Annotated in this window: 16 protein-coding genes; 5 read left to right on the top strand and 11 right to left on the bottom strand. The window is 66.8% G+C overall.

Annotation, left to right across the window (positions count from 1 at the left end; all coding sequences use genetic code 11):
- Positions 1-57: 57 nt before the first annotated feature.
- Entirely contained in the window at positions 58-7,581 is a 7,524-nt protein-coding gene (locus tag AC6CIE_RS27280) for an autotransporter-associated beta strand repeat-containing protein (RefSeq protein WP_498094878.1), read from the bottom strand.
- 449 nt (positions 7,582-8,030) lie between these two features.
- Between AC6CIE_RS27280 and AC6CIE_RS27275 the strand changes: the two genes are divergently transcribed.
- The 4 genes from AC6CIE_RS27275 (at position 8,031) to AC6CIE_RS27260 (ending at position 13,180) form a co-directional block, all read left to right on the top strand.
- Complete coding sequence (locus tag AC6CIE_RS27275; protein ID WP_452005374.1) at positions 8,031-8,543, top strand: sigma-70 family RNA polymerase sigma factor; 513 nt, start codon at positions 8,031-8,033, stop codon at positions 8,541-8,543.
- A complete protein-coding gene (locus AC6CIE_RS27270) occupies positions 8,536-9,459 on the top strand; it encodes a DUF4880 domain-containing protein (protein WP_498094876.1) in 924 nt (307 codons plus the stop codon). The genes AC6CIE_RS27275 and AC6CIE_RS27270 overlap by 8 nt, the downstream gene beginning before the upstream one ends.
- Positions 9,460-9,558: 99 nt before the next feature.
- Positions 9,559-11,949 carry a TonB-dependent siderophore receptor gene (locus AC6CIE_RS27265; protein ID WP_498094874.1) on the top strand — a complete coding sequence of 797 codons (2,391 nt, stop codon included), beginning with the start codon at positions 9,559-9,561 and terminating at the stop codon, positions 11,947-11,949.
- A gap of 7 nt (positions 11,950-11,956) precedes the next feature.
- Positions 11,957-13,180, top strand: coding sequence for a PepSY-associated TM helix domain-containing protein (locus AC6CIE_RS27260; RefSeq protein WP_498094872.1), 1,224 nt, complete (start codon positions 11,957-11,959; stop codon positions 13,178-13,180).
- Between the two features lie 17 nt (positions 13,181-13,197).
- Here AC6CIE_RS27260 and AC6CIE_RS27255 read toward each other — a convergent pair whose 3' ends face one another.
- The 4 genes from AC6CIE_RS27255 to AC6CIE_RS27240 all read right to left on the bottom strand — a co-directional run bounded on the left by AC6CIE_RS27255 (position 13,198) and on the right by AC6CIE_RS27240 (position 16,156).
- Complete coding sequence (locus AC6CIE_RS27255) at positions 13,198-14,589, bottom strand: FAD-binding oxidoreductase (RefSeq protein ID WP_498094870.1); 1,392 nt, start codon at positions 14,587-14,589, stop codon at positions 13,198-13,200.
- 225 nt (positions 14,590-14,814) lie between these two features.
- On the bottom strand, positions 14,815-15,054 hold the full coding sequence (locus AC6CIE_RS27250) for a hypothetical protein (protein ID WP_498094868.1): 240 nt from the start codon (positions 15,052-15,054) through the stop codon (positions 14,815-14,817).
- 34 nt (positions 15,055-15,088) lie between these two features.
- Positions 15,089-15,286, bottom strand: coding sequence for a hypothetical protein (locus AC6CIE_RS27245; protein ID WP_175125320.1), 198 nt, complete (start codon positions 15,284-15,286; stop codon positions 15,089-15,091).
- A gap of 48 nt (positions 15,287-15,334) precedes the next feature.
- Positions 15,335-16,156, bottom strand: coding sequence for a BON domain-containing protein (locus tag AC6CIE_RS27240; protein WP_481145034.1), 822 nt, complete (start codon positions 16,154-16,156; stop codon positions 15,335-15,337).
- A gap of 553 nt (positions 16,157-16,709) precedes the next feature.
- On the opposite strand from AC6CIE_RS27240, the gene AC6CIE_RS27235 reads away from it, so the two are divergent.
- Complete coding sequence (locus tag AC6CIE_RS27235) at positions 16,710-17,234, top strand: CinA family protein (protein WP_175125267.1); 525 nt, start codon at positions 16,710-16,712, stop codon at positions 17,232-17,234.
- Here AC6CIE_RS27235 and AC6CIE_RS27230 read toward each other — a convergent pair.
- Genes AC6CIE_RS27230 through AC6CIE_RS27205 form a run of 6 tightly spaced genes read right to left on the bottom strand, consistent with a single transcriptional unit; the run spans position 17,183 to position 24,320 of the window.
- A complete protein-coding gene (locus AC6CIE_RS27230) occupies positions 17,183-17,914 on the bottom strand; it encodes a glycosyltransferase family 2 protein (RefSeq protein WP_498094866.1) in 732 nt (243 codons plus the stop codon). The genes AC6CIE_RS27235 and AC6CIE_RS27230 overlap by 52 nt on opposite strands.
- Positions 17,911-18,516 carry an SAM-dependent methyltransferase gene (locus AC6CIE_RS27225; RefSeq protein ID WP_498094864.1) on the bottom strand — a complete coding sequence of 202 codons (606 nt, stop codon included), beginning with the start codon at positions 18,514-18,516 and terminating at the stop codon, positions 17,911-17,913. Before AC6CIE_RS27225 ends, AC6CIE_RS27230 begins: the two co-directional genes overlap by 4 nt.
- Positions 18,504-19,544 (bottom strand): acyl-CoA dehydrogenase family protein, encoded by a 1,041-nt coding sequence (locus AC6CIE_RS27220; RefSeq protein WP_498094862.1) that lies wholly within the window; start codon positions 19,542-19,544, stop codon positions 18,504-18,506. The genes AC6CIE_RS27225 and AC6CIE_RS27220 overlap by 13 nt, the downstream gene beginning before the upstream one ends.
- 57 nt (positions 19,545-19,601) lie before the next feature.
- Positions 19,602-20,273 carry a ligase-associated DNA damage response endonuclease PdeM gene (gene pdeM, locus AC6CIE_RS27215; protein WP_286898783.1) on the bottom strand — a complete coding sequence of 224 codons (672 nt, stop codon included), beginning with the start codon at positions 20,271-20,273 and terminating at the stop codon, positions 19,602-19,604.
- Entirely contained in the window at positions 20,257-22,719 is a 2,463-nt protein-coding gene (locus AC6CIE_RS27210) for a ligase-associated DNA damage response DEXH box helicase (RefSeq protein WP_498094860.1), read from the bottom strand. The genes pdeM and AC6CIE_RS27210 overlap by 17 nt, the downstream gene beginning before the upstream one ends.
- Complete coding sequence (locus tag AC6CIE_RS27205) at positions 22,716-24,320, bottom strand: ATP-dependent DNA ligase (RefSeq protein WP_175139335.1); 1,605 nt, start codon at positions 24,318-24,320, stop codon at positions 22,716-22,718. Before AC6CIE_RS27205 ends, AC6CIE_RS27210 begins: the two co-directional genes overlap by 4 nt.
- Between the last annotated feature and the right edge of the window lie 14 nt (positions 24,321-24,334).

The following is a 24,334-nucleotide window of genomic DNA, read 5'->3' as shown; positions in this document are numbered from 1 at the left end:
CCGGGACTCGCTGAAGCCGGTCAAGCGCCGCGGCACCTGCCGCGGCGCTTGAAGCCATTACCAGCGCACCTGCACGCCGACCGATCCCTGCACGCCGCTCTTGATACGGCTGTCGCCGCCGTTGGCCCACAACTTGCCGACTTCACCGTACAGGCTGGTGCGCTTGGTCAATTGCACCTGGGCGCCGGTGGCCAGCTCGGTGGAGGTGGAACCGCCCTTGGCACGGATGTCGGTGGACGCGCTGGACGTCGCAAATTGCGCGACGTCCGTCGTGCCGGACGACGTATAGAGATTCACGCGACCAAACGGCTGCACCACGCTGCCGCCGACGTTGAAGCTGCCTTGGACGCGCGCGCCCAGCCGCAGGGTCCACTGATCGTCCGCGTCATTGTTGACCGTGGCCAGGCTCAGGTCGGTGTCGTCGAGGTTGAGCTTGTGATAGGTGAGCTGCGCCTGCGGCTCCAGCTTCCAGTCATTGCCCAGATCGAAGGACTTGCCGACTTCCAGTGACGCGAGCCAGCCATGGCCTTTGGTGCGCGCGCCGGCACCGGTGTCGCCCGTGCGCAGGTTGTTGCGGTAGTCCGCCCCCTGAAGCACCGCGTCGGCGTAGAAGCCCGAATCGTGCTGCCAGGTGCCATAGATGCCCAGGTAGCGATTGCGCAGCTTGTTGTAGCCCGCGTACTTGCGATCCATGCCACTGGCAAAGCCGCGCACGTCCATCTCGCCCTCGAGCTGGCCCACGTACAGGCCCGCATTGAAGTTGCGCTGGGCGTAAACGTCCACGCCGGCCTGGAAGCCGGTCAGGTGGCCGGTGCTTTCGGGATTGACGGTGCCCTGCTGCGAGATCGTCGGCGCAATGCGCAGCACACGGCCCCAGGCGCGATGGCCGTCGTCCACGCTGCCATCGCCCGCGCGGCGGCGCATGTCGCCCAGCATCGCCATGTCGGCCACGCGCAATTGCTCGGGCAACGCCGACAGGAGCGGCACTTCGTCGCGATAGGCCGGCTGCTGCGGTTGTTGAGGCTGCTGCGGTTGCTGCGGCTCTTGCGCCGGCGCGGCGGAATGCAGCGCCGCGCCTTGCGCCGTCTGGATCAGGCGGTACTCGTAGGCGCCCGCATCCACATGACCGCCGGCCAGCGTGAAGCTGCCGGATTGGAGGCTGGCGCCGTTTTCGGTGCCGACGACTTCGATGCCGTTCGCGCCGGTCTGCGCACCGAGGCCGCCCGCGTTGGTGATGGCAACCTGCGTGGTGCCGCTGGCCACCGCCGCCGGGCCGCTCAGAAGCAGCTTGTCGGTAACGCTGCCGTCCGCGGCCAGTACGGTGGATACTGCCAGCGTGCCGTTGCTGCCGACGTACGGACCCGTGACCTTGAGCACCGCGCCAGGGGTGCTGCCGCTCAGATTGACGGTCCCGCTATTGGTCAGCGCGCCGACAGTCTGGCTGTAGCCCGCCATGTCCAGCGTCGCGCCGGTGGCGACGTTGTAGGCGGATGCGCTGCTGAGCACCCCTGCCCTGCCCGCCTTCAACGTGCCTTGGGCCACATCCGTGTTGCCGGTGTAGGTGTTGGCGGTGCTGGTCAGCGTGAGGGTGCCCGTGCCGGCTTTGGTCAGCAAGCCCGCGCCCGTGATCGCGCCCGCCCACGTCGTATTGTTGGCGCCGGTGTCCAGGACAGGGTCATTGGTGCCCGACATGTGCAGGTTGTTGGCCACCGTCATGCCGTTGGCGGTCAGGCCGAGCAGCGTGCCGTCATCCATGACCAGCGTGCCCGTGCCCAGGCCCAGCGCGTGCCCCAGATCGATACGGCCTTCCTTCAACTGGACGTCACCGGTCAGGGTGCTGGCGGCATTGAGGGCCAGGGTGCCCGTGCCGGTCTTGATGAGGTCCCCACTGCCCGCCACGGATCCTGCATAGCTGGAGATCGTGCCCGCTGCCGTGTTGATGGTCAGGTTGGAGTTGCCCAGCGCGACGTTGCCCAGGCCCGTCAGGCTGCTTGCTTGCAAGGCGTATCCGTTCAGGTCCAGCGTCGCACCTGACAGCACCTCATAGGCGGTGTTCTGCACGACGGCCGACGCGGCGCCCATCTGCAGCGTGCCGGCCGCCACCAGCGTGCCGCCGGTGTAGCTGTTGCTGCCCGACAGGGTGGTGGTGCCGGCGCCCTGCTTGACGAACATGCCGGCGCCGCTGATGGATCCGGCAAAGTTGCTGTCGGTGGCGTCGCCCACCTGAGTGGCGCCGGCGCCCAGCTTCAGCGCGCCGCTGCCTGCAAGCCGGCCCAGCACCTGCGTACCCGTGGCGGCGGACAGGTCCAAGGTTGCGCCGCTGGCGATGTTGACGCCGCCCGCCCCGCTGAAGCTGCCGTTCGCGCCCAGCGCGAGCGTGCCGGCAGAGACCTGCGTGCCGCCCGTATGGCTGTTGACGCCGTTCAGCGTCAGCGTGCCGGCACCGCTCTTTTTCAGGCTGCCAACCCCGGCGATGTTTCCATTGAGCGTCAGGGCGTTGCTGCCCTGCACCGTCAAGCCCGCATCGAGCAGGATCTGGTTGCCCAACGCCAGCGGCTGGCTCGCTTCAAGCGTGCCCGTTCCCGCGACCTGCAGCGTGCCGCTGCCCAGGGCCGTACCGCTTCCGACATTCAATCCACCCGCCTGCAGCAGCGTGCCGCCGCTGTAGTCGTTGGCATGGTTCAGGCTCAGCGTGGCCGGCCCGGACTTGACCAGACTGCCCGCACCGGAGATCGCGCCGTTGAGCGTCAGCGCATTGGTGCCCGCAACCTGCAGGGCGCCATTCAGGACGACGCCATTGTTCAACGACACGGCGGTGTTGCTGTCCAGCGTGACGCCTTCCGCAGCGATCAGCGCACCCGTGCCCAGCGCCAGATCGTTGCCCACGACAAGGGTGCCGCCATTGAGCGAGGTGCCGCCGGTGTAGCTGTTGGCGCCATTCAGGACCAGGGTGCCGCTGTCGATCTTGCCCAACGTCCCACTGCCGGTCAGCGCGACATCCAGCGTTGCGGTCACGTTGGGATCGACCCGGAACGACGCCTCGCCCGACGCGCCGTTGACGAGGTTGAGCGCGCCCGTGGAACCGGTCAGCTGGTAGCCGTCGGACACGAACTGCATGCCGGTCAGGTTCTGCGTCCCTTGCACGGTGACCGTGCCGGGGGTGCCCTGGAACACGGCAAAGCCCTGGGTCCAGGCCCCGTTGGCAGCGCCGCTGCCGTCGGTCCAGTTGGTGGCGCTTGCCCACGTCCCGCTGCCGCCGTCGACAATTCCGTTGGGCGCGGCTTGCGCGCCGTCCCAGAACTGCACGCGGGTGCCCGGCGCGGCCACCACCGCGTTGACTTGATTACCCTGCGCAAACTGCAAGGTCAGCGCGTCCGTGCCCACCGGCGTCGCTCCGATGAGCAGACCATTGTTGGTCAACATTCCCGTGTAATTGATCAGTCGATAGAGACCGGAGCCGAAACCGCCGATATCGCTGACGTTCAGCGTGCCGGCAAGCGTCAGGTCGCCGTTGACCTGAAGCACCGCATTCGCGTTCTGAACCGCCGCCCCCAGGGCCACGTCGAGGTTCGACCCGTTCTGCAGCGTAAGCCCCCCCATCGTCAGCGTTTGGCCGCTTGCCAGCGCCAGATGGCCGCCATTGGCCACCGTCACCTGGCCGGCAAGGCTGCCGTTGCCGGCCAACGTTGCGCCGTTCTTGACCTGAACGGTCGTGCTGGTCAGCGAGCCATCCACGGTCAGGCTGCCGGCGCCCACCGTGGCCGCGCCGCTCAGGGTGTTTGCGCCCGACAGAGTCAGGTTGCCGGCGCCCGACTTGGCAAGCGCGCCGGCACCGCTCAATTGGCCCGCGAAGACGTTGTTCAAGCCGCTGCCGCCCACGTTCAGGGTGTTGCCCGCGCCGAGCGTCAGGCTACCCGCGCCGTGCAGGCCGGCCAGGGCAGCAGAGCCACTCAGGACGGCATTGGCGCCCGCGGACAGCGACAGGCTTGCCGCGCCTTGCCCCAGCGACGCATCGCCAAAGCCGACAAGCGTTCCCTGCTGTACGTTGATCTGGCCACCGAAGGTGTTGTCGCCGCTCAGCGTCAGCGTGCCAGCGCCCGTCTTGTTCAGCGTCCCGGCGCCCTTCACTTCACCCGTCAGCGTCAGCGCATCGGCGCCCGCGACAGAAAGATCGCCGATGACGTCGACCGTATTGCCCAGCGTGAGCAGCCGCGATGCAATCAGTTGCGACGCGCCCAGCGCGGTGAGGGATCCGGTGCCCATTGCATAGGGGTTGCTCAACGCCAGACTGCCGCCGGCCAGCGTGACCGGGCCGGTATACGTGGTGTTGAAGCTGTTCAAGGTCAGTGTCCCCGCCCCCTGCTTGACGAGGCCCGCCGTGCCGCTGACTTGGCCATTCAGCGTGAGGTCGTTGGGGCTGTCCACCGTAAGCGGCGCATTCAACGCCACGCGATTGGCAAGGGTCACGGCAGAACCGGTCGAGAGAATGCCGGGCGCTTGCGCAACCGTCAACGTCCCCGAGCCCAGTGCCGCATCATTGCCCAACACGAGCTTGCCGGCGTTCAGCAGCGTGCCGCCGGCGTACGTATTTACGCCGTTCAGGGTCACGTCTGCCGCGTCGCGCTTGATCAGCATGCCCGCCCCCTGGATCCCGCCGTTCAAGGTCAGCGGACCGGCGCCGGCCACGTCGAAAAAGCCGTCGATCGAGATCTGGTTGCCCAGCGTCATTGCGTGCGTGACGGTAAGACGCGTGCCATTGGCGGCGCTGACCGCGCTGCTGCCCAACGCGCTCGCCGAGGCGAGTTGAAAGGTGCCCGCATTGAGCGCCACCGGGCCGATGAAACTGTTCACGCCTGCCAGCGTCAGCGTCGAGGCGCCGCCCTTGAGCAGTCCGCCGCTGCCGCTGATGTTGCCGGTCAGCGACATGTCGTTGGAACCGGGCAGCGTAAGCTGGCCATCCAGGATGATGTCGTTCGCCGGCGCGACAGCCTGGTTGCTATCCAGCACCGTGCCGGCGGCAACGCGCAATTCACCCATGCCCAGCGCTGTGTCATTGCCCAGCACCAGCGTGCCACCGGTAAGCTTCGTGCCGCCCGTGTAGGCGTTGGCGCCGTTCAGCACCAACGTGCCGAAATCGAGTTTCTGCAGCGTGGCGGTCCCGTCGATAGGCAGATCCAACGTTGCAGTGACGTTGGGATCGACGCGTACGGCAAACGTTCCGGTGCTGCCATTGACAGCGTTCAGCGAAGCGCCGCCATAAGGGATGAGTTGATAGCCGTCCGTCATGAACTGCATGCCCTCGACGGTGTGGGTGCCATCCACCATCACCGTGCCAGCACTTCCCATGAACACCGCGAACTGCTGCTGCCAACCCGTATTCGTGTTGCCACTGAAGTCGGTCCAATTGGTCGACGCATTGGTCCAAACGCCAGTACCGCCTGCCACAACGCCGTCTGCAATCTGATCCCAGCCATCCCAGAACTGCAGGGTGAGATTGGGCGAACTGACCACCAGGTTGACTTGGCCCGGGAATGCAGTCTGTATCGTCAAGTCGGTCGGCGACGTGTTCAGGGGCAACGTGCCGAACTCGGCGAAGTTGTTGACCAGACTGCTGGCGTAGTCGAACAGGCGATAGACGCCATTGCCCATCGCGCCGCCATCCACGACGTTCAGTTTTCCATCCAGAATCAGGTTGCCGTCGACCTTGAACAACGGAACATTGCCCGTGAACGGCGAGCCCAGCTTGACGTCGATGTTCGAATCCTGGCTGAACGTCAACTGGTTGAATGTGAGAGTCTGCCCGCTGGCGCCGGCCAGGTGCGCGTTGTTGTTGACCGTGGTCATACCGGAGATGTTTCCAGTCCCACCAAGGGTTGCGCCGGTTTCAACCGACACGCCGCCAGTGGAGGTGATGCTGCCGTCCACGAGCAGCGTCCCGCCGCTGACGATCGTTGTGCCGTCGCTGGTCCTCGTTCCGGTCAGTCTGAGCGTACCGGTGCCGACCTTGTTCAGCATGCCTTGGCCCGTCACACCACCGCTGTACTCACCATAGGTTTCGTTATTGCCCACCGAAAGCGTGCTGTGTATGCCTATGTTGGTGGTCCCCGCGCCGGTAAGTCCGCCGAAGTACGAATTGCCATTGATGTTGAGCGTCGTCCCAGCCCCTACCGTCACGTTGGACGGATTGCCCAATGCGTCGGGGACCAGCGTGGTCACAATGCCCCCAGCGATCTCCAGTTCGCCAGTAAAGGTTTTGCTCCCCATTGTGATCAACTCATCAACGCCCGTCTTGACCAGCTTGCCATTGCCGGTGACAGGTCCGATCAAGAGGGTAGTGTGATCCGTCTGCAGTGTGAGTTCGCCATCGATTCGCAAAGCGTTGGACAGGGTCGCACCATTGGGGAGTAGCAAAGAGCCCTTGCCATCCACCAGCAGTTGACCGGTGCCGAGTGATCCACCGGATCCCAATACCAACGCGCCTTGCTGAAGTGTTGTTCCGCCGGAGAAGGTGCCGTTAGCGCCGTTCAGCGTCAGCGTGCCGCTACCGGTCTTGATCAGGTTGCCCGCGCCGGAGACCTCCCCGTTCAACCGAAGGGAGTCGGCGCCGGCAACCGTCAGCGCACCGTTTAGCGCCACGGCGTTGGACAAGGTGACGCCGCCCGGCATCGCCTCGATCGTCCCCGACCCAGCAACGGTCAGGGCGTCGAAGCCCAACGCGCTGCCGTGACCCACGCGCAACGTACCGCCATTCAACGTGGTTCCGCCCGCGTAGCTGTTGGCGCCATATAGCGTCAATCGGCCGCTGCCGTTCTTGATCAGCGAACCTGCGCCATTCACCGTGCCGGCCAAGGTCAGGTCGCCTGTCGACGCCACGATCGATTGACCTTGCAGATGAACGCCGTTGTATAGCGTGACACTTCGCGTCGAATCCAGCTGGGTATTGCCCTGCAACGTGAGGTCGCCCGAGCCGATCGCCGCGTCGTTATCCACGATCAACGTGCCGGCGGACAACGCGGTGCCGCCGGTGTAGCTGTTGACGCCTCCAAGCACCAGCGTGCCGCTGCCCTGTTTGTTCAGCTGGCCGGCGCCGCTCAGTTCCACGTCCAATGCGGCGGAGACGCCGCTGTCGGTGTGGATGGCCGTGTAGCCGTCCAGACTGTTCACCAGCGTCAGCCGACTGCCCGACCCGCCCACCAGGCGATAGCCATCCGTCTTGATATCGAGGCCCGAGACGCCGATGTTGCCGTTGACCGCTACCACCCCCGCGGGTCCGGAAAAAACGGCCGTGCCGCTATTCCAGATCTGATTGGCGGACCCATCCACCGTCGTCCAGTTGCTGGCCTGCACGTCCCACACACCCGCCCCGCCGTCAACCACGCCATTGGCCACCGTGCTGCCGCCATCCCACTGCTGCTGCGCATACGCGCCCGCCGGTAATGCCAGCACAGCGCTTAAGGCGTAGGCCGCGCGGCGCGCGCGTCGAGCGGGACTGCTGCTCTTGGCAGGTCCACGGGCGATTTCACTGACGGCCTGCCACACTCCGGTGGCAGCGTTGAACACGACGCGATACAGGTGATTCATGAGGATCTCTTGGAGGGCAGGACCGCATGGACAGCGACAGGCCAAGCCGATTACTGAAAATGGAAATGCGTGGGACGTACGAGGGGCGCCGGTGTGCCCCTTCCTTCATGCCGCGTGTAACAACGCCGGCACAAGTTCAGGGGTTGAGCAAACAGACGCGTTCACAGCGATTTGATCGGGTTTATTGCAATAATTTGCGACATAAGCGGCAATAAACGCCCAATTTGAAAATTCTAGTAACTTTTAAATTATAGGGACGGTATGCCTTCGTAAAGCCGAATAAACCCGCCGTTTCCGGGCTTGATCGATCTTTTCAACGAAAAAGAAAGCCGGCCGAACCGACGGAGTGCCATTCGCCGCCAAAGCGCCTCCGCTGATACAATAAGAACCATTCTCAATCTCGACTTTCTCGGGCCGGGATTTCAACGTCTCCCCTTTCTCCGCCTTCCATGACTCGCTGCCTGGCGCCGGATCACCATCATGTGCGCGCACTTTATGTGGACCACCACCGCTGGCTGGTGAACTGGCTGCGCAGAAAACTGGGCTGCGGCTTTGACGCCGCCGATATCGCGCAGGACACCTTCCATCGCCTGCTGGCAGCGCCGGAGCGCGCCCGCGGACTGCAGGAACCGCGCGCCTACCTGACGACGCTGGCGCACGGCCTAGCCGTCGACCACATCCGCCGGCGCAAGCTGGAGCGCGCCTATCTCGACGAACTCGCCCTCCTGCCTGAAGCCCAGGCGCCCTCTCCCGAAACCCGCGCGCTGCTGCTCGAGACCCTCGTGCGCATCGACCGGATGCTCGACGGCTTGAACGCCAAGGCGAAGGCCGCATTCCTGATGTCGCGGCTGGACGGCATGAGCTATCCCGACATTGCGGCGACGCTGCGCGTGTCGCTCAGTTCGGTCGAAAAATACATGGCCGCCGCCATCCGTCATTGCTACGAGCTGCGCTATGGCTGATCGCGCGGTGGTGCTGGAACGCGCCATTTCCTTTGCCGTGCGCCTGAACTCCGGCCACGCCGACGCGGCCGAGCACGAGGCCTGCCGCCGCTGGCGCGAGGCCGATGCCGAGCACGAACGCGTCTGGCGCCAATTGCAGGCGATCGAGACGGATCTGCGCGCGGTGTCCGGGTCCGCTGCGGCGTCGGCCTTGCGCGCGGCGCCATCCAGAGGCCGCCGCCGCGTGCTCGCGATGCTGGCCTTGGGCACGGTAGGCGCCGGCGCAACCCTGGCATGGCGCGACGGCGCCTGGGAGCGCATGACCGCCGATTTCCGCAGCGGCGTCGGAGAGCAGCGACGCTTCGCGCTGGCCGGCGGCGCCGAACTGTGGTTGAACACCGGCAGCGCGGTGCGGACCGACCCCGGCGGGCGACGCCTGACCCTGCTGGCCGGTGAATTGCGCATGGACACCGGAACGACGGACGCGCCTTGGGAAGTGCGCACGCGCCAGGCATGCTTCACCGCGACACAGGCGCGCTTCCTGCTGCGCCAGATCGAGGACGCAACGCTGCTGGACCTGCAACGCGGGAACCTGCGCATTGCACCGGTGCGCGGCCCCGACACGCTGGCCGAACCCGGCGGCCGCTATCGCGTGAGCGAGCGCGACGCACGGCGCGAACCTGCGGCGGCGTTCGACACCGGCGGCTGGGCCGACGGCGTGCTGACGGTGCGCGGCATGCGGCTGGCGGACTTTCTGCAGGAGTTGTCCCGCTATCAACGCGGCTGGATCAGCTGTGACCCCGCCGTGGCCGACCTGCGCGTCTCGGGCGTATTCCTGCTGGATGACTTGCCGGGCGCGCTGGACACGCTGGCCCGCGCGCTGCCCACGCGGATCCAGCGTTACGGCGGCGTCTGGACCCGCGTGCTGCCCGCCTGAATGCCGTTACAAGTTTCTGGCCTCCCGCTTTACGGGTTTTGGCTTCCTCGTTCGACATAGGGAATGACACCCATCGTTTGAACCAGGATCGCCTACGTCATGTCCCGCCCTGCCCGCGTCACGCCCCCACGCTTTTTCCGTCTGCTGCCGCTGTGCGCCGCGCTGGCGCTTGCCCCCGCCGCGCATGCCCAATCCACCCGAATGACGGTCGAACAGGCCGCCGCGCCGCTCGAGTCCGCGTTGAACCAGTACGCCGCCTCGCAGCGCGTCACGCTGTCGTTCGATCCCGCCTTCACGGCGGGCCGCCAGGCGCCCGCGTTGCGCGGAAACTATGCCGCGGGAGAAGGCTTTGCGGCGTTGCTCGCCGGCAGCGGCCTGATCGCGGAACAGACCGGCGAACGCCATTTCGTCATCCGCCCGGCCGCCCCGTCAGTCAGCACACTGGCGCCGGTGACGGTGACGGGCGAATCGGCCGCCGAGCGCTATAACCCGCCCACGACCGTGGGTTCAAAAACGCCACTCACGCAGCGCCAGAGTCCGCAGTCGATCAGCGTGGTCACCCAGGAACGCATGCGGCAGCAGGCCATGCAGACACTGGACGACGCGATGCGCAACACGGCAGGCGTCACGGTGGAACGGCGCGACAACAGCCGCTCGATCTTCCATTCGCGCGGCTTTGACATGACGTCGTACCAGGTCGACGGCATTCCCACGCAATACGACTGGCGCATGTTGTCGTCCACCGATCTGGCCATCTACGATCGCGTCGAAGTCCTGAAAGGACCGGCCGGGCTGTACAACGGCGCGGGCGGACTGGGCGGTGCGATCAACCTGGTGCACAAACGCCCGCAAAAGGACTTCGGCTTCGAAGGCAGCGTCTCGGCGGGGTCGTGGGACAACTACCGATCGCAGGTCGATCTGACCGGCGGCCTGAATGAAGACGGCTCGCTGCGCGGGCGGCTGGTGGGCGTGTACCAGGACCGCCGCTTCTTCTATGACAAGACCAACGAGCAGCATTCCGTGCTGTACGGCGCGCTGGCCTATGATTTCACGCCGCGCACCACGCTGACGGTGGGCGGCGGGCGACAGGAGCGCGACATCCATGCGTCGATGTGGTCGCTTCCAGCCACCATGACCGCCGTCCCCGGCGGTCAGCCCCATTTTTCCCTGGCCGACATCAAGCGCTCGACCTTCATCGGCGCCGACTGGAACCGCGACCAGTTCACATCCACCGAAGCGTTCGCCGATGTGGAGCACCGTCTGGACAACGGCTGGACGGCGAAGCTGTCCGGCCGCTATGCAGAGAACAAGCTCGATCGTGAGCAGGCGTATGGATGGGGCCCGGCCAACACGTCGAACAACCTGATCCAGCTGCTGTCGGCCAAGGGTCCCACACGCCAGACGCAGACGTCCTACGATGCCTACGCCGACGGCCCGTTCCAGTTGTTTGGCCGCCAGCACAACCTGACGCTGGGCGCCAACTACACCGACTCGCGCTTTGACAATGAATGGAACTACCCGACACCGAACTGGGCGCCGCTGATCGACATCACAAACCCGCGCTCGGACTTCGACCGCCTGGACTACGCCTTCAACAACGGCAATCACGCGCGTACCAGGCAATGGGGCTTGTACAGCAACCTGCGCCTGCGGCTGGCCGATCCGCTCACGTTGGTGGCTGGCGGCCGCTTCAGTTGGTGGGACCTGACCTCCACGCAGCGCACCCTGGCCGGCGAAAAGTCGCAGGACGCAAAGTTCGATGGCAAGTTCACGCCCAACGTGGGGTTGATCTACGACCTGAACGACACGTATTCGGTCTACACGAGCTACTCCGAAATCTTCCTGCCGCAGAATGGCTTTACCACGGCGGACGGCAGCATGCTCAAGCCGCTGGAAGGCAAGCAGATCGAGGCCGGCATCAAGGGCGAATACCTGGACGGCGCGCTCAATGCCTCGTTTGCGGTCTTTGAGATCCGCGATGAGAACCGCGCCACGCTCTCGCCGGATTCCACCACCGTCTATACGGCCAACGGCAAGACCCGCAACCGCGGCTTCGAGCTGCAGGTCAACGGCGAGGTCCAGCCTGGCTGGAACATCTATGCCGGCTACACGTGGCTGCAGACGCGGGTGGATCAAAGCGCTTCGTACGACTCCAACGTGACTGCGGTGGCGCCGCGCCACCTGCTGCGGGTCTGGACCGATTACCGGCTGCCCGGCGATGCGAATCGCTGGACCATCGGCGGCGGCGTCAACGTGCAGAGCGGCACCTATGTGGCCTTTCCGCAGTACAACGGCGCACGCCTGGAGCAAGGCGGCTACGCGACGGTGGACATGAAGATCGGCTACGAGATCAACCGCCACGTGGATCTGGCGCTCAACGTCACCAACCTGTTCGACCGCAAGTACTACGCGACCATCAGCTCGCCGCGTTCGCAGAACATCTTTGGCGAACCGCAGGCCTTCATGCTGACGCTGCGCGCCAAATACTGAGCGCACCATGGCGAGCGCTGCGCGCCCATTCTGGGTCCGCGTGCACCGGTGGGCGGGGCTGGCCACGGCCCTGTTCCTGTGCGTGGCCGGCCTGACGGGCAGCATTCTGGCATTCAAGGAAGACCTGGATGCCTGGCTGAACCCGCATCTGTTCCTCGCACCTGCCGAGGGACGCGTCCCGCTGGATCCCTTTGTACTGCGCGACGCCGTTGCCGCGCAGTTGCCGTGGGCCAGTGTTCAACAGGTGCCGCTGCGGCGCGAATCGGACCGGGCCGTGGTGTTCCGGCTGGCGCCGCGGACGGATGCCGCCACCGGCCGCGCGCTGCCGCTGCCTGCCACGCATGCATTCGCCGATCCGTACAGCGGCAAAGTGTTGGGCTGGCGTAATGAGGGCACGGTATCGCTCGCGCGTGAGAACCTGCTGCCCTTCATCTACCGCCTGCACCTGGATCTGACGTTACCCGGCATCTGGGGCCGGCTGCTGTATGGCGTGATCGCCCTCATCTGGACGCTGGACTGCTTCGTCGGCTTCTACCTGACCCTGCCCGCCAACGGAGCCAGACGCAACGGATTCTGGCGCGCGTGGCGGCCAGCCTGGCTGATCAAGCAAGGCGCCTCGGCGACGCGATACACGCTGGACCTGCACCGCGCGTTCAGTCTCTGGTTGTGGGCAATGCTGCTGATATACGCGTGGTCCAGCGTCATGTTCAACCTGCGGGCTCAGGTCTACCAGCCGGTCATGTCGATCATCATGCCCTTCGACACGTCCTGGCGCGGCGCCGCCGTCCTGCCGCGGCCCCTCGACTCACCGGCCCTGAACGGTCCCAACGCCCTGCAGGCCGCACGCCGTGCAATGGATGAACTGGCGCGAGAGCGCGGCTTTACGGTGGACAGCGAAGAATCTTTGATGCTGGACCGGCGGCGCGGCGTGTACGCGTACCTGGTCCACAGCGATGCCGACCTGCGCCGCCACGTGGGCAACACCGCCATCCTGATCGACGCCAACACGGGCGACCGACGTGGCATGTATCTCCCCACGCGGGGCGCGTGGGGAGACACGTTCAGTAATTGGCTGGGTGCGCTGCACATGGCGCACGTGTTCGGATTGCCCTATCGGATCTTTGCGTGCGTGCTCGGGCTGGTCGTGGTCATGCTGTCCGTAACCGGCGTCCTGATCTGGCGGCGCAAGCAGCGGGGCCGGTCCCATGCAACCTCCCGCCGGCCCAGCTGACGCATCGCTCCACGACATCAAGCCGCGGCCGGCTTGATGTTCTGGTTATGCCGAAACAGATTGTGCGGATCGTAGCGGGTCTTCACTTGCACCAGCCGGTCGAAGTTCTCGCCATAGGCCGCTCCCACCCGTGCGGTTTCGTCCTGCGTCAGGAAGTTCACATACACGCCGCCTTGCGACCAGGGCTCAGTCGCCTTGAAAATATCGCGCGCCCAGGCGATGCACCGGGCATCGTCCTGTGGATCGTCCCAACGTCCGTGCACGTTCATGGCGAATTGCGCCGCCCGGTGCGGATACGCGGTGGCCGACACCGGCACCTGCATCGCCGCGCCGGCAATGTGACCAAAGAAGATCTCGCATTGCGGCGACGGCACGTTCTGTACCGCCGACACGACGGCGTCGATCAGGCCGTCTTCCAGCTCCCCGATGTTGTGAGACTTCCAGTAGTTGCGCGCGCCGGGCGTCAGCAATGGATCGAACGCCTTCTGCCAGGCCGCGTACGGCATCGGCCCAAGGTGTTCGCCGTAGGGTTCGCCCAGACCACGCACCACTTGCAGGACATCCGGCCCCTTGTCCACGCCGCCCGTGTAGCACGACGCAAAGGCGATGATGGGCTTGCCGTGCACGGATGCCGGCAGGAAAGGCAGCGGCGGCGCCTGGCGCAGCACCGCCCAAACGGTCAGCTCCTGAGGCATGGACGGCAACGCATCGCGGTATCGCGCCAGCGCGTCGCGCGCCTGTTCGAGCGGGATCACCACCAGTCCGCCGTAGACCTCCGGCCCCACCGGATGAAGCTGAAACTCGAACATCGTGACCACGCCAAAATTACCGCCGCCGCCGCGAAGCGCCCAGAACAGGTCCGGGTTTTCCGAGTCGCTGGCGTGCAGCAATTGGCCGTCGGCCGTGACGACGTCGGCAGACACCAGATTGTCGACGGTCATGCCGAACCGGCGCGTAAGCCACCCGAAACCGCCTCCCAACGTCAAGCCGGCTACGCCGGTCGTAGAGTTGATGCCCAGGGGAACGGCGAGGCCGAACGCCTGCGCTTCGTGATCGAGGTCGGACAAGGTGGCGCCGGGTTCCACGAAGGCCCGAGCTCGCACGGGATCGATGCGTACCGATTTCATGGGTGACAGATCGATCATCATGCCGTCATCGCAGACGGCGGTGCCCGCGATGTTGTGGCCGCCGCCGCGCACGGAAACCACCAACTGATTCTCTCGCGCGTAATCCACGGCGCGGCGCACGTCGGCGGGACCCGCGCATCGCGCAATGACGGCGGGCCGCCGGTCCACCGTGGCGTTCCAGATCTTGCGGGCGTCGTCGTAGCCGGCATCGCCGGCGGACAGGATCTGGCCCCGGACCGCGGCGCGCAGATCTTCCAAGGTGCTGCTGGACAGTTTGTTCATCACACATCTCCTCGAAGGCGATGCATTTACAAACAGCGTCTAAAGCAAGCCGTCTATCTGCTGGGGCGCGACATGGGAGTTGCCTCCTTGAAAAAGGGGCCATGACCCTGTGCACATGAATGCCCGGCGAACGCCGCGCGGGGGGAAGGCGGCAGACGCCCTGTGCCGTGCGCCGGAGCGTGCGTTGGGGAAAAGTATAGGCCTTTGCCCGCGCGGACAGGAGTCCTACGAATCGTTTTTCAGAACCCCGCGCACGTTCATGACAGCCAATCCCAGTTGCAGTGCAATAAGCGCCCACGCGTCATCGTGCAGGCCCCACGCCACCCACAGTACGTTGCTGGCGAGGAAGATCCAGAAGCCCGAGTGGCGGCGCCCGGCGCTACGCGACGCGACCAGCCAGGCGGCGGCAAGCGACGCCGCCATGGCTGGCCACTGCAGAAAGTCCCACAACGCGTCAAGCGTCATCGGCTACGGTCCCTGTACAACCTGCGCACCGGGATCACGGCTTGGACCGGGCGCCCTGACCGCGGTTGCGCTGGCTCTGCTGGTCCTGGCCAGTGCCGATCTGCGTGGTATGGCCCTCCTTCTTCGTGCGGTTCTGCGTGTCGCCGTGACTCGCCTGAGACTCGCGGGGCGTGTCGTCCTGGCTGCGGTCGGGCGCGTCCGTTTCGTGCGTGCTGTCCTTGTGTTTGGTCATCGTGTGCTCCTTTCATCAGGGTCAACGTGGTACGTACATGGAGACCAGTCATTCCTTCGCGGTGCCGACGTCATCGACACCGCCGGTGCTGCCGGCGCCCGAGCTGCTCGCGCCTGGATTCAAGCCTCCCGCGGCTCCAACGCGGATCCGGTTCTCGACATCGTTGACGCCCGCGCACTCGACCGTGCAATCCTCGACGTAATGTTTGGTGCGCCGGTTGGGAACAGTGCCCTCCAGCACGACATGGCCGTCCAGGACCGCGACCGAGACGTCACTCACGTCCAGGCCGCTATGGGCCAGCGCTTCGCAAACGTTCTCGCGGATGCGATCGTCCGAACGGATGTAGCCCTTGGGATCGGTCCGGCGCGATGCGCGGTCCCGCCACGCGGTCGGACCGCGGTTGTAGCCGCCGCGCTCAGCGGTTTCGAACGACATGGATTCCTCGCGCCACGCGGGGCGGTCGCCGTAGTAGCCGCCTTCGTCATCGCCGAACGACGTCGGACCGTCGTAGGCCTGATCCCGGCCGCCATAGGCACGGTCGCGGCCGCTCTGGAAGCGTCCCTGGCCGCCGGCCCCGCGGCCTTGATCGCCATATCTATTTCCTTGCGGGTCGTATCCGCGATCATCACCGCCACGGCCGCGGCCCTGACCCTCATAGACCTGTTGACGCTGGAACGAGGGATCTTCATTCGAAAACCCGCCATAGCTGCTTTGGCCGGGATCAGCACTGCGGCTGCGCACCGGTTCCCGGGTCTCGCGCGTGCCGCCTTGTCGCGTGCCTTCGCCCTGGTAACCGTATGACGGCGCGGGGTCCTGCCACGGTTCCCGGTCGCCGCGATAGTTCGACGTGTTCCTCGGGTCTCTACTCATATCGTCTCTCCCGTTGCAAGTTGCGAAACAAGCAGGCCGGACTCGCGCTCAAACGTTGAAACGCGCGCCGTCGCCCGCCCGCTTGGTGTAGGCAGCAAGTGCTGTGCCGGGTGCCGATTGCGCAAGCGGGGGCAGGGTCCACGCTTTATGGCCGATAGGCCAAAGGCGGCCGCGATGCTAAGAAAGGGTCATGCGGTCAGAACGCCGTGGCAAGGCAAAACAACCGCATCCGGCAACACGACACTCGACATTCAGGAGATGAATATGGCTTCAGGATCCAGGCTGTCCGACGTAATCGTAAAACTCCCCGATCGCTCCACATGCCGCGTAGAACGGCGTTTGATCGCAAGGAGAACCCAGGAGGCCTCCAGCGTTCCCATCTATGTCTGCACCTTGCCTACCGGCGAACCCGTAACGTGGCTGGGAGGCGGTAAATATCGCTTGCCGTGCGGGTCGGTAGGCGTGGCCGTTGCGCACAAACCGCCAGAAAGATGACGGGAGGGCGGACGGCACGGAGCTTGCTGGGCCCGGGCATTCACGCAGGAGGATCGGAATGAATGCCATCGAACGGGTCGCCGCTTACATGCACGAGCATTCGCTGAAACTGGTGACGGCCGAGTCCTGCACGGCGGGGCTGATTGCGGCCACGCTTGCGGACATACCGGGCGCGGGCGCGCTGCTGGATTGCGCGTTCGTCGCCTACTCGCCGCAGGCCAAGCAGAAATGCCTGGGCGTGGCTGCACGCACGCTGCAACGCCACAACCTCACGAGCGAAGCCGTGGCGCGGGAAATGGCGCTGGGCGCGGCGCGAAACAGCCCGGCGAATGTAGCGATCTCAAACACGGGCGTCACCGACGATACCGACCCGGAAATTCCCGCCGGCACGCAGTGCTACGCGTGGGTGTTCAAGTCGGGTCCGGCCGACGCCTCGCCCGCGATCTATACCGAGACGGCGCGCTTCGAGGGCGATCGCAATGCCATCCGCCGCGCCAGCGCCGAACACGCCCTGGCGCAGCTGATCGCCTATCACAAGCAATGGCTGGATGGCGCCCGCCCCTCCTCGTCCCGATCAGCCTGAACACCGGCGCCGTCCGGCTCGGCGTCCCACCCCATCAGCAGTGCGGTGGCGAATCCGCCTTCGACGCGCGAGTATGGCCGGGCGCTTGTGCTGACGCGCGGCAGGCACGACCATGCGATGTGCGCCCCGCCGGCTTCCAGCTTGTCGACCAGGGCCTGGTCCTCGCTGCACGTCGCCGCCGCAAAGCCGCCGATGCGCCGGTACGTGTGCGCCGCGATGCCCAGGTTCGCACCATGCACATGCCGGTGACCGTCGCGATCGTGGTAGTGCGTGGCGAACGCCCGGCGTGCGCGCTGCGCGAACTCGCCATGCGCATCCCATCCGGTGACCGATACGGTGCCGCAAACCACCTCGGCATTCAGGGAAAGCTGGTCGGCCAGCCACCCGGGCGACACACAGGTGTCGGCGTCGGTGAAGGCCAGCCAGCGCGCGCCGGCATTGAGCAGATGTTGAGCGCCCGCCGCGCGCGCCATGCCGACGTTGCGCGCCTGGACCATCAGAAGCTCCACCGGCCAGCCTGCCGCCCGGCGCGCGGTCTCATCCTCGCACTGATCCAGCACCACGACGATACGCACGGGTTCCCGGCCAAGACGCGGATGCCGGGATGCGCGCATGACGGCGCGCAGGCAGTCTTCGATGTGGCGCTCCTCGTTGTGCGCCGGAATGCATACGCCGATCATGAATGGCTTCCTGATTGGGGGTGTCTGCGCCAGGCATCCAGGCGGAACTCGTCTTCCACGTGATGCACGCTGCGCGACAGGCCGGGCAACGCGCCGATCGCCGCGTGCAGCGCGTCCGTGTTCTGAAGACGGTCATCGAAATCCGGCCGCCAATGGCAGGCAACGATCTCGCCGTCCGGCGCAAGGGATGCATCGACGGCGCTCAGAAACCTGCACAGCGCGGCGCCGTCCAGGTAGTACGCGACTTCCGACAGCACGATGAGGTCAAAGCCAGCGGCGGGCGTCTCGGGCCACTGCCGCGGCAGGTCCAGCGTCAAGACCTGGACATGGTCCATGCCTTCGCCGGCCACCCGGGCGCTGCAACGCGCGGTGGCGGCCGGCGCGGCGTCGATCGCACAGACGCGCACGCAGCGCAGCGCAAGGCACCGCGTCAGCTCGCCCGTGCCGCAACCCGGCTCGAGGGCATGGCGATAAAACTCGCGCCCCAGCGCCGCCAGCAACAGGCCGCGTTTGCGGCGTTCGTACCATGCGCTGGCCACGCGCCACGGATCGGGATCCGCCTGGTAGAGCCGTTCAAAATGGTCCACGGCTACAGAGCCCATGGCGTGCCTCGGTCATTGAGCACGGCCTGTCCATGCGCGGCCTGATCACGCTCCGCATGGCTCTGCCGGATAAACACGGGCAGATCGGCCATTACCTGCGCAAAGTCCGCGTCGCGGCACAACGGACCCGCGCCCAGCGCCCGCGCGGCCCGTTCCACCACCACCGACGCAGCCGCTTCCACGGCCAGCCGCGCGCGGGCGCAGGCCAACGCGCACGCCTGCCGCGGATGCGCGTCGATCTCGGCGGCGGTCTCGCGCAACACGGCCCGGGCCTGCGCCAGGGCCACGTCGATGGCGCCCAGATGCGCCAGCCGATGCGGGTCGGCGGAATGCCCGGGCAAGGCCCGGTGCAAAGTCTGTGCGATATGCAGCAATCCGCCGTACCAGCACGCTGCAATACCGGCGCCGCCGTGAAGAAATCCAGGCCGATGCACGTACGCGCCAGGCTCACCCACCAGCGCGCAGCGCGCGTCCCGAAAGACCACGTCCACGCTTGCCGACGCGCGCATGCCCACGGCATGCCAGCCGGCATTGGTCACCTGCACGCCGTCCTGATCCATTGCCACCGCGGCCAGACACGCCTCGCCCGCTGGATTCCAGCCGCTGACGAGCGCGTGCGTGACGGCGGCCGCGCCGGAGCACCACGCCTTGACGCCTTGCAGCACTGCCGTGCCGTCGGGCTGCGGGGTGATCTGCACGCGATGATCCGGGGGCTCCGCGCACCACACCGCCCAGCGGCTATTGGCGGGCGGGACAGGCGCCTGCAGTTCTGCCAGGATGGCGAGCGCATCGGTGTGTCCTTCGTAGAGTTTGACCAGACTCAGGTCTACTTCGGCCACGCGGGTCAGTGCACGCCACCGATCCAGCGTTTGGCCCGACCCCGGCAGGGGCAGTTGATCGCATCCCTGTTCCACCAGGACGCGCAGCCAACGGCCGGGATCCAACGGCGCATGGGCGTCGGACAGGACCTCATTCAATCGTTGGTGCGCGGACTGTGGTGGAGGTGACGGGTCGGGACGTTCGGTCATGGCGATGCGTAGGTGCTGCGTTGGGGTTATGTCCCCGGACAGCAAGCGCCGTGCCCATCACCGTACGCGCGGCGTCCAACCCAAGGGCAACGCATCGCCTTCCACGCAAGCGACCAACGAAGCCCCCTGCCCGCCCTGCACCGCATGGCCGCCGGTGAAATCGGAGAATGCCGGCAGCACGGTGATGCCTTCACGCAGCCAGAACGCGGGCCAACTGCGCGGGACGCCCGGCACACGCGTTTTCGGGTGCACGTGGCCGGCGATCACGTGCCGGCCCTGCGCGTCCGGTGTCGGCAGGTGACGGAACAGGAACGGGCCATCGGCCCACGCCTCGCCGAGCTGGCGCATGCCCAGCGCCGGGGCGTCCAGCGCGCGGTCATGGTTGCCAGCCAGCACTGCCACATCCACGTCCGGATTCGCCTCGCGCCACGCAATCCACGCATCGCGCCACGCGGCCTGCGCGGCGGGCCCGTGCAGGACGTCGCCGACAATCAAAAGCTCGGTGGCGCCCGTCGCGGCGATCAGGGCCGACAGGCGCCGCAGGTCGTCCATCGTCGCCCCGCGCGGCACGGCGATGCCCGCCTGCCGAAAGACATGGCTCTTGCCCAGATGCAGGTCCGCGATCACCAGACGGGACCGCGCAGGCCAGTGCAACGCGCGCGCCCCCAGCAGGACGACAGGCTCGCCTGCCAGCGCCATCGCAAGTCCGGCCTCAGGCGATTCGCGCATACCGCTTCTCCAGTTGCTCGGCGGCGCGCTTGACTCGTGCCTGCCAGGTTTCGGTGCTGAGCTGCCCGCGCAGGCTTTCCGTCCACAGCGGAAACGACAGCGGCGTGAGCGCGCGCGGCTCGCACAAGGCCAGCTCGCGCCGCTGGCAGTCCTGCAGCGCCGCCAGGAGCCGCGGCGCCTCCAGTTGCAGTTCAAAGACTTCGCGCTCGGCCTGCGCCAGCAGCAGGTGATCGGGATCGTAGCGGCGCAGCACGTCGTAGAGCAGCCCGCTGGAGGCCTGCACCTGCCGCAGCGAACGCGCCGCCTGCCCCGGCAGCGATGGCGTCAACAACCCCGCGACACGCGCGATCTCTCGAAACTGACGGCGCGCCATTTCGCCCAGATTGACGCCTTCGCGCAGGTCATCGGCCATGTTGTCCGGGCTGAGCAGTGCGCGCAGCAGCGTGTCGTCCAGGGCTGCGGGTTCGGCCAGCGTCAGCATCAGGCCGTAATCGTTGACGGTGTAGGAGATGGTGTTGGCCTGCCGCCGGCCCCAGCGCAGGGCGACCATCGCAGCGATGCCTTCATGCACGGCGCGGCCTGCAAACGGAAACAGGAACAGATGCGAGCCGCGCCGCGTCTTGATCAGTTCGGCCACCAGACGGCCGTGGTCGGGCAGTGCGCTGGCCTGTTCCTGGATGCGGAGCAGCGGGGCAACGGCGCGCATTTCCGGGTGCTCGCCGGGATGGGAGTACAGGCTCTCGACCTCGCTCGCCAATTGCGTGGACAAGGGCATGCGCCCGCCCTGCCAGGTCGCGACGGGTCCGTCTCCGCCCTTTGCCCGCCGCACGTAAGCCACCATGCCCTCGAGCCGCACCAGTTCCAGCGTGCGCCCGGCAAACTGAAACCGGTCGCCGCGCCGCAAGCGCGCCAGAAAGCCCTCCTCGACCGATCCCAGGCCGCCGCCTCGCAGATACTTCACCGCCACCGCGCCGTCGGACGTGATGGTGCCGATGGACAGCCGATGCCGGAACGCGATGCGCCGGTCATGCACGCGGTAGCAGCCGTCTTCATCGCGCACGACGCGGTGATAGTCCGGATACTTCGCGAGCGCGCGTCCGCCCTGCACGATGAAATCCAGCACGGCCTGCCAGGTCGCGGCATCGAGCGTGGCGTAGGCATGCGTGCCGCGCACCTCCTCAAACAGATCGCCAGCTTCGAAGCCGCCACCCAGCGCCAGCGTCACAGCGTGCTGCGCCAGCACATCCAGGCTGCCGATCGGCGGCACGCGGGACTCGATCTGGCCGCGCGTGATCGCCTGCCGGGCCGCGGCATACTCGATCAGTTCCAGCGCCTGCGCGGGCACGCAGACCACGTTGCCGGACTCGCCGGGCCGGTGCTTGGCGCGGCCGGCGCGTTGCAACAGCCGCGCGACGCCCTTGGGGCTGCCGATCTGCAACACCTGATCCACCGCCGGAAAGTCCACGCCCAGATCCAGGCTGGACGTGGCCACGACGCAGCGCACCGTGCCGTCGCGCAGCCCTTGCTCGACCGTCGCGCGCAGTTTGGGGTCCAGCGAGCCGTGATGCAGCGCCAGGGTGCGCGGATCCTCGGGCCAGATCGACTCCAGCGCGCGGTGCCACAGCTCGGCCTGCGCCCGCGTGTTGGTAAAGAGCAGCGTGGCGCGCACATCGAACAGGCGCTTGAAGACCCGTTCGAGCTGCGACAGGCCCAGGTGGCCCGCCCACGGCAGGGCGCGGCTGCGCTCGGGCAGCAAGGTGGAGATCTGGATCTTGCGCGGCTTGGCGCCCGCCACCAGCGCGCTGTCGGGCGCCTGCGGCAGCAGCACGGCGCGGGCCTCATCCAGGTTGCCCAGCGTGGCGGACAACCCCCACGTTCGAGCCGCCGGCGACAGCTTGCGGACCCGCGCCAGACACAGCTGCAGTAGCACGCCGCGCTTGTTGCCCAGCAGTTCATGCCATTCGTCGACCACGATGCAGCGCAAGGCGCGAAAGCGCGTCGACGCGTCGGCGTAGGACAGCAGCAGCGCCAGCGATTCGGGCGTGATCACCAGCACGTGCGCCTTGCCCTGCCGCGCCAGCCGCTTGTCGCGCGCGCTGGCGTCGCCCGTGCGCAACGCGACGGTCCAGTCGATGCCCAGTTCGGCCGCCGTCTGCGTCAATGCCCGCGTCGTGTCCGCAGCCAACGCGCGCAGCGGCGTCACCCACAAGACGCGCGGACCTTCGCCGGTGGCCGCCTTTGCCGGCACGTCTTCCGAAAGCGCTTCAAGCAGCGGGCCGCCAAATGCCGCCAGCGTCTTGCCGCTACCGGTGGGCGTGTGCAGCAGGCCCGACTCGCCGTCCAGATAGCGGCGCCACGTCTCGCGTTGAAATGGCGCGGCTTTCCAGCCGCGCGCCGCAAACCACGCGACCAGCGCCGCATCCCTGCCCCGGGCCATGCCGCTCATCGCGCCAGCGCCTTCAGCGTGTCCAGCTGATCGGCCTGATCCGCCGGCTTGTCGTGCCGCCAGCGCAGGATGCGCGGAAAGCGCACGGCGATTCCGGACTTGTGGCGCTTGGAGATGTTCACGCCTTCGAAGCCCAGTTCAAACACCTGCACGGGTTCGACCGAGCGCACCGGACCGAAGCGCTCGCGCGTGTGTGCCCGCAGCCAGCGGTCCAGTTCCAGGATCTCTTTATCGTCCAGGCCCGAGTAGGCCTTGGCAATGGGCACCAGCGCGTCGCCCTCCCACAGCCCGAAGGTGTAGTCGGTGTAGAGCGTGCTGCGGCGGCCGTGGCCGGACTGCGCGTACAGCAGCACGGCGTCGATGGTGAGCGGGTCGATCTTCCACTTCCACCAGTCGCCGCGCCGCCGCCCGCTTTGGTACGGCGCGCTGCGCCGCTTGAGCATGAAGCCTTCGACGCCGCGCTCGCGCGATTCGCCGCGCAGCGCGTGGGCCTCGTCCCAGCTTGCCGGCGCGACGGCCGGCGACATCCGCAGCCGTGGGTCGGGATGGCGGCGCAGCAGCGCCTCCAGGCGCTCGCGGCGCTCGGCCTGCGGCAATTCGCGCAGGTCCTCGCCTTCAAGTTCGAGCAGGTCATAGGCCAGCAACTGCACCGGCGCCTCGGCCAGCCACTTGGGACCGGGTTTCAGGCGCTGGATGCGGGTCTGCAGGGCCGAGAACGGCATGGGGTCCGTGTTGCCGTCCTGCCAGGCCAGCAGTTCCCCGTCGATGACGCAGTCCACGTCCAGGGCGGCAGCCGCCGCTTCAACTTCCGGAAAGCGGCCGTCAAGGCGCTCTTCGCCACGGGACCAGATGGACACCTCGCCACGCCGCCGGATGAGCTGCGCGCGGATGCCGTCCCACTTCCATTCCAGCAGCCATTCGTCGATGGGTCCAAGCACGGCGGGATCGCCTTCGAGCGGCGACGCCAGGAAAAAGGGATACGGTTGCTGGCGGTCGCCTGGCAGTTCCTCGGCGCTGAGCAGATCGCGAAGGAACGCCGGACTGGGCGACCACGCGCCCAGCATGCGCTGCGCAATGCGGGCGATGGGCACGCCCGACATTTCGGCCAGCGCCTGCTGCACCATGCGCTGAGACACGCCGACGCGCAGCGCGCCGGTCAGCAGCTTGTTGAAGACCAGGCGCTCTGCATAGGGCAAGCCCAGCCAGGCCGAGACGACCACCTCGCGCCGCTCGATCTCGTCGCGGTTCGCGACGGGCAAGAGAATCTCTTCGATCCAGTCAGCCAGGCCGCGATCCGGCGCGGCCGCTTCCGGATCCGGGACGAGCAGCGCCAGGGTTTCGGCCAGGTCGCCGACCTGGTCATAGCAGGCGTCCAGCAGCCAGGGCGCAGTGTTGGAAGCGTCGGCCGCCCAGGCCCGCAACTCGCCAACCCCCGCGATCTTCTTGCGTGTGCTGGTGATCTTGCCGCCGGCCAGCAGATACAGCGCCCAGACCGCGTCGCGCGGCGGGGCATCGCGGAAGTACGCCACCAGCGCCGCGCGCTTATCCAAGGTGGCGGTGCTGCGGTCAAGCTCCTGATACAACGCCGCGAATCGCTTCATGCCTGCGTCCGTTC

This window comes from Achromobacter sp. GQ309 (assembly GCF_059759315.1).
Note: the sequence above shows the minus strand (reverse complement) of the source record. Positions and strands in the feature narration are given on the sequence as shown.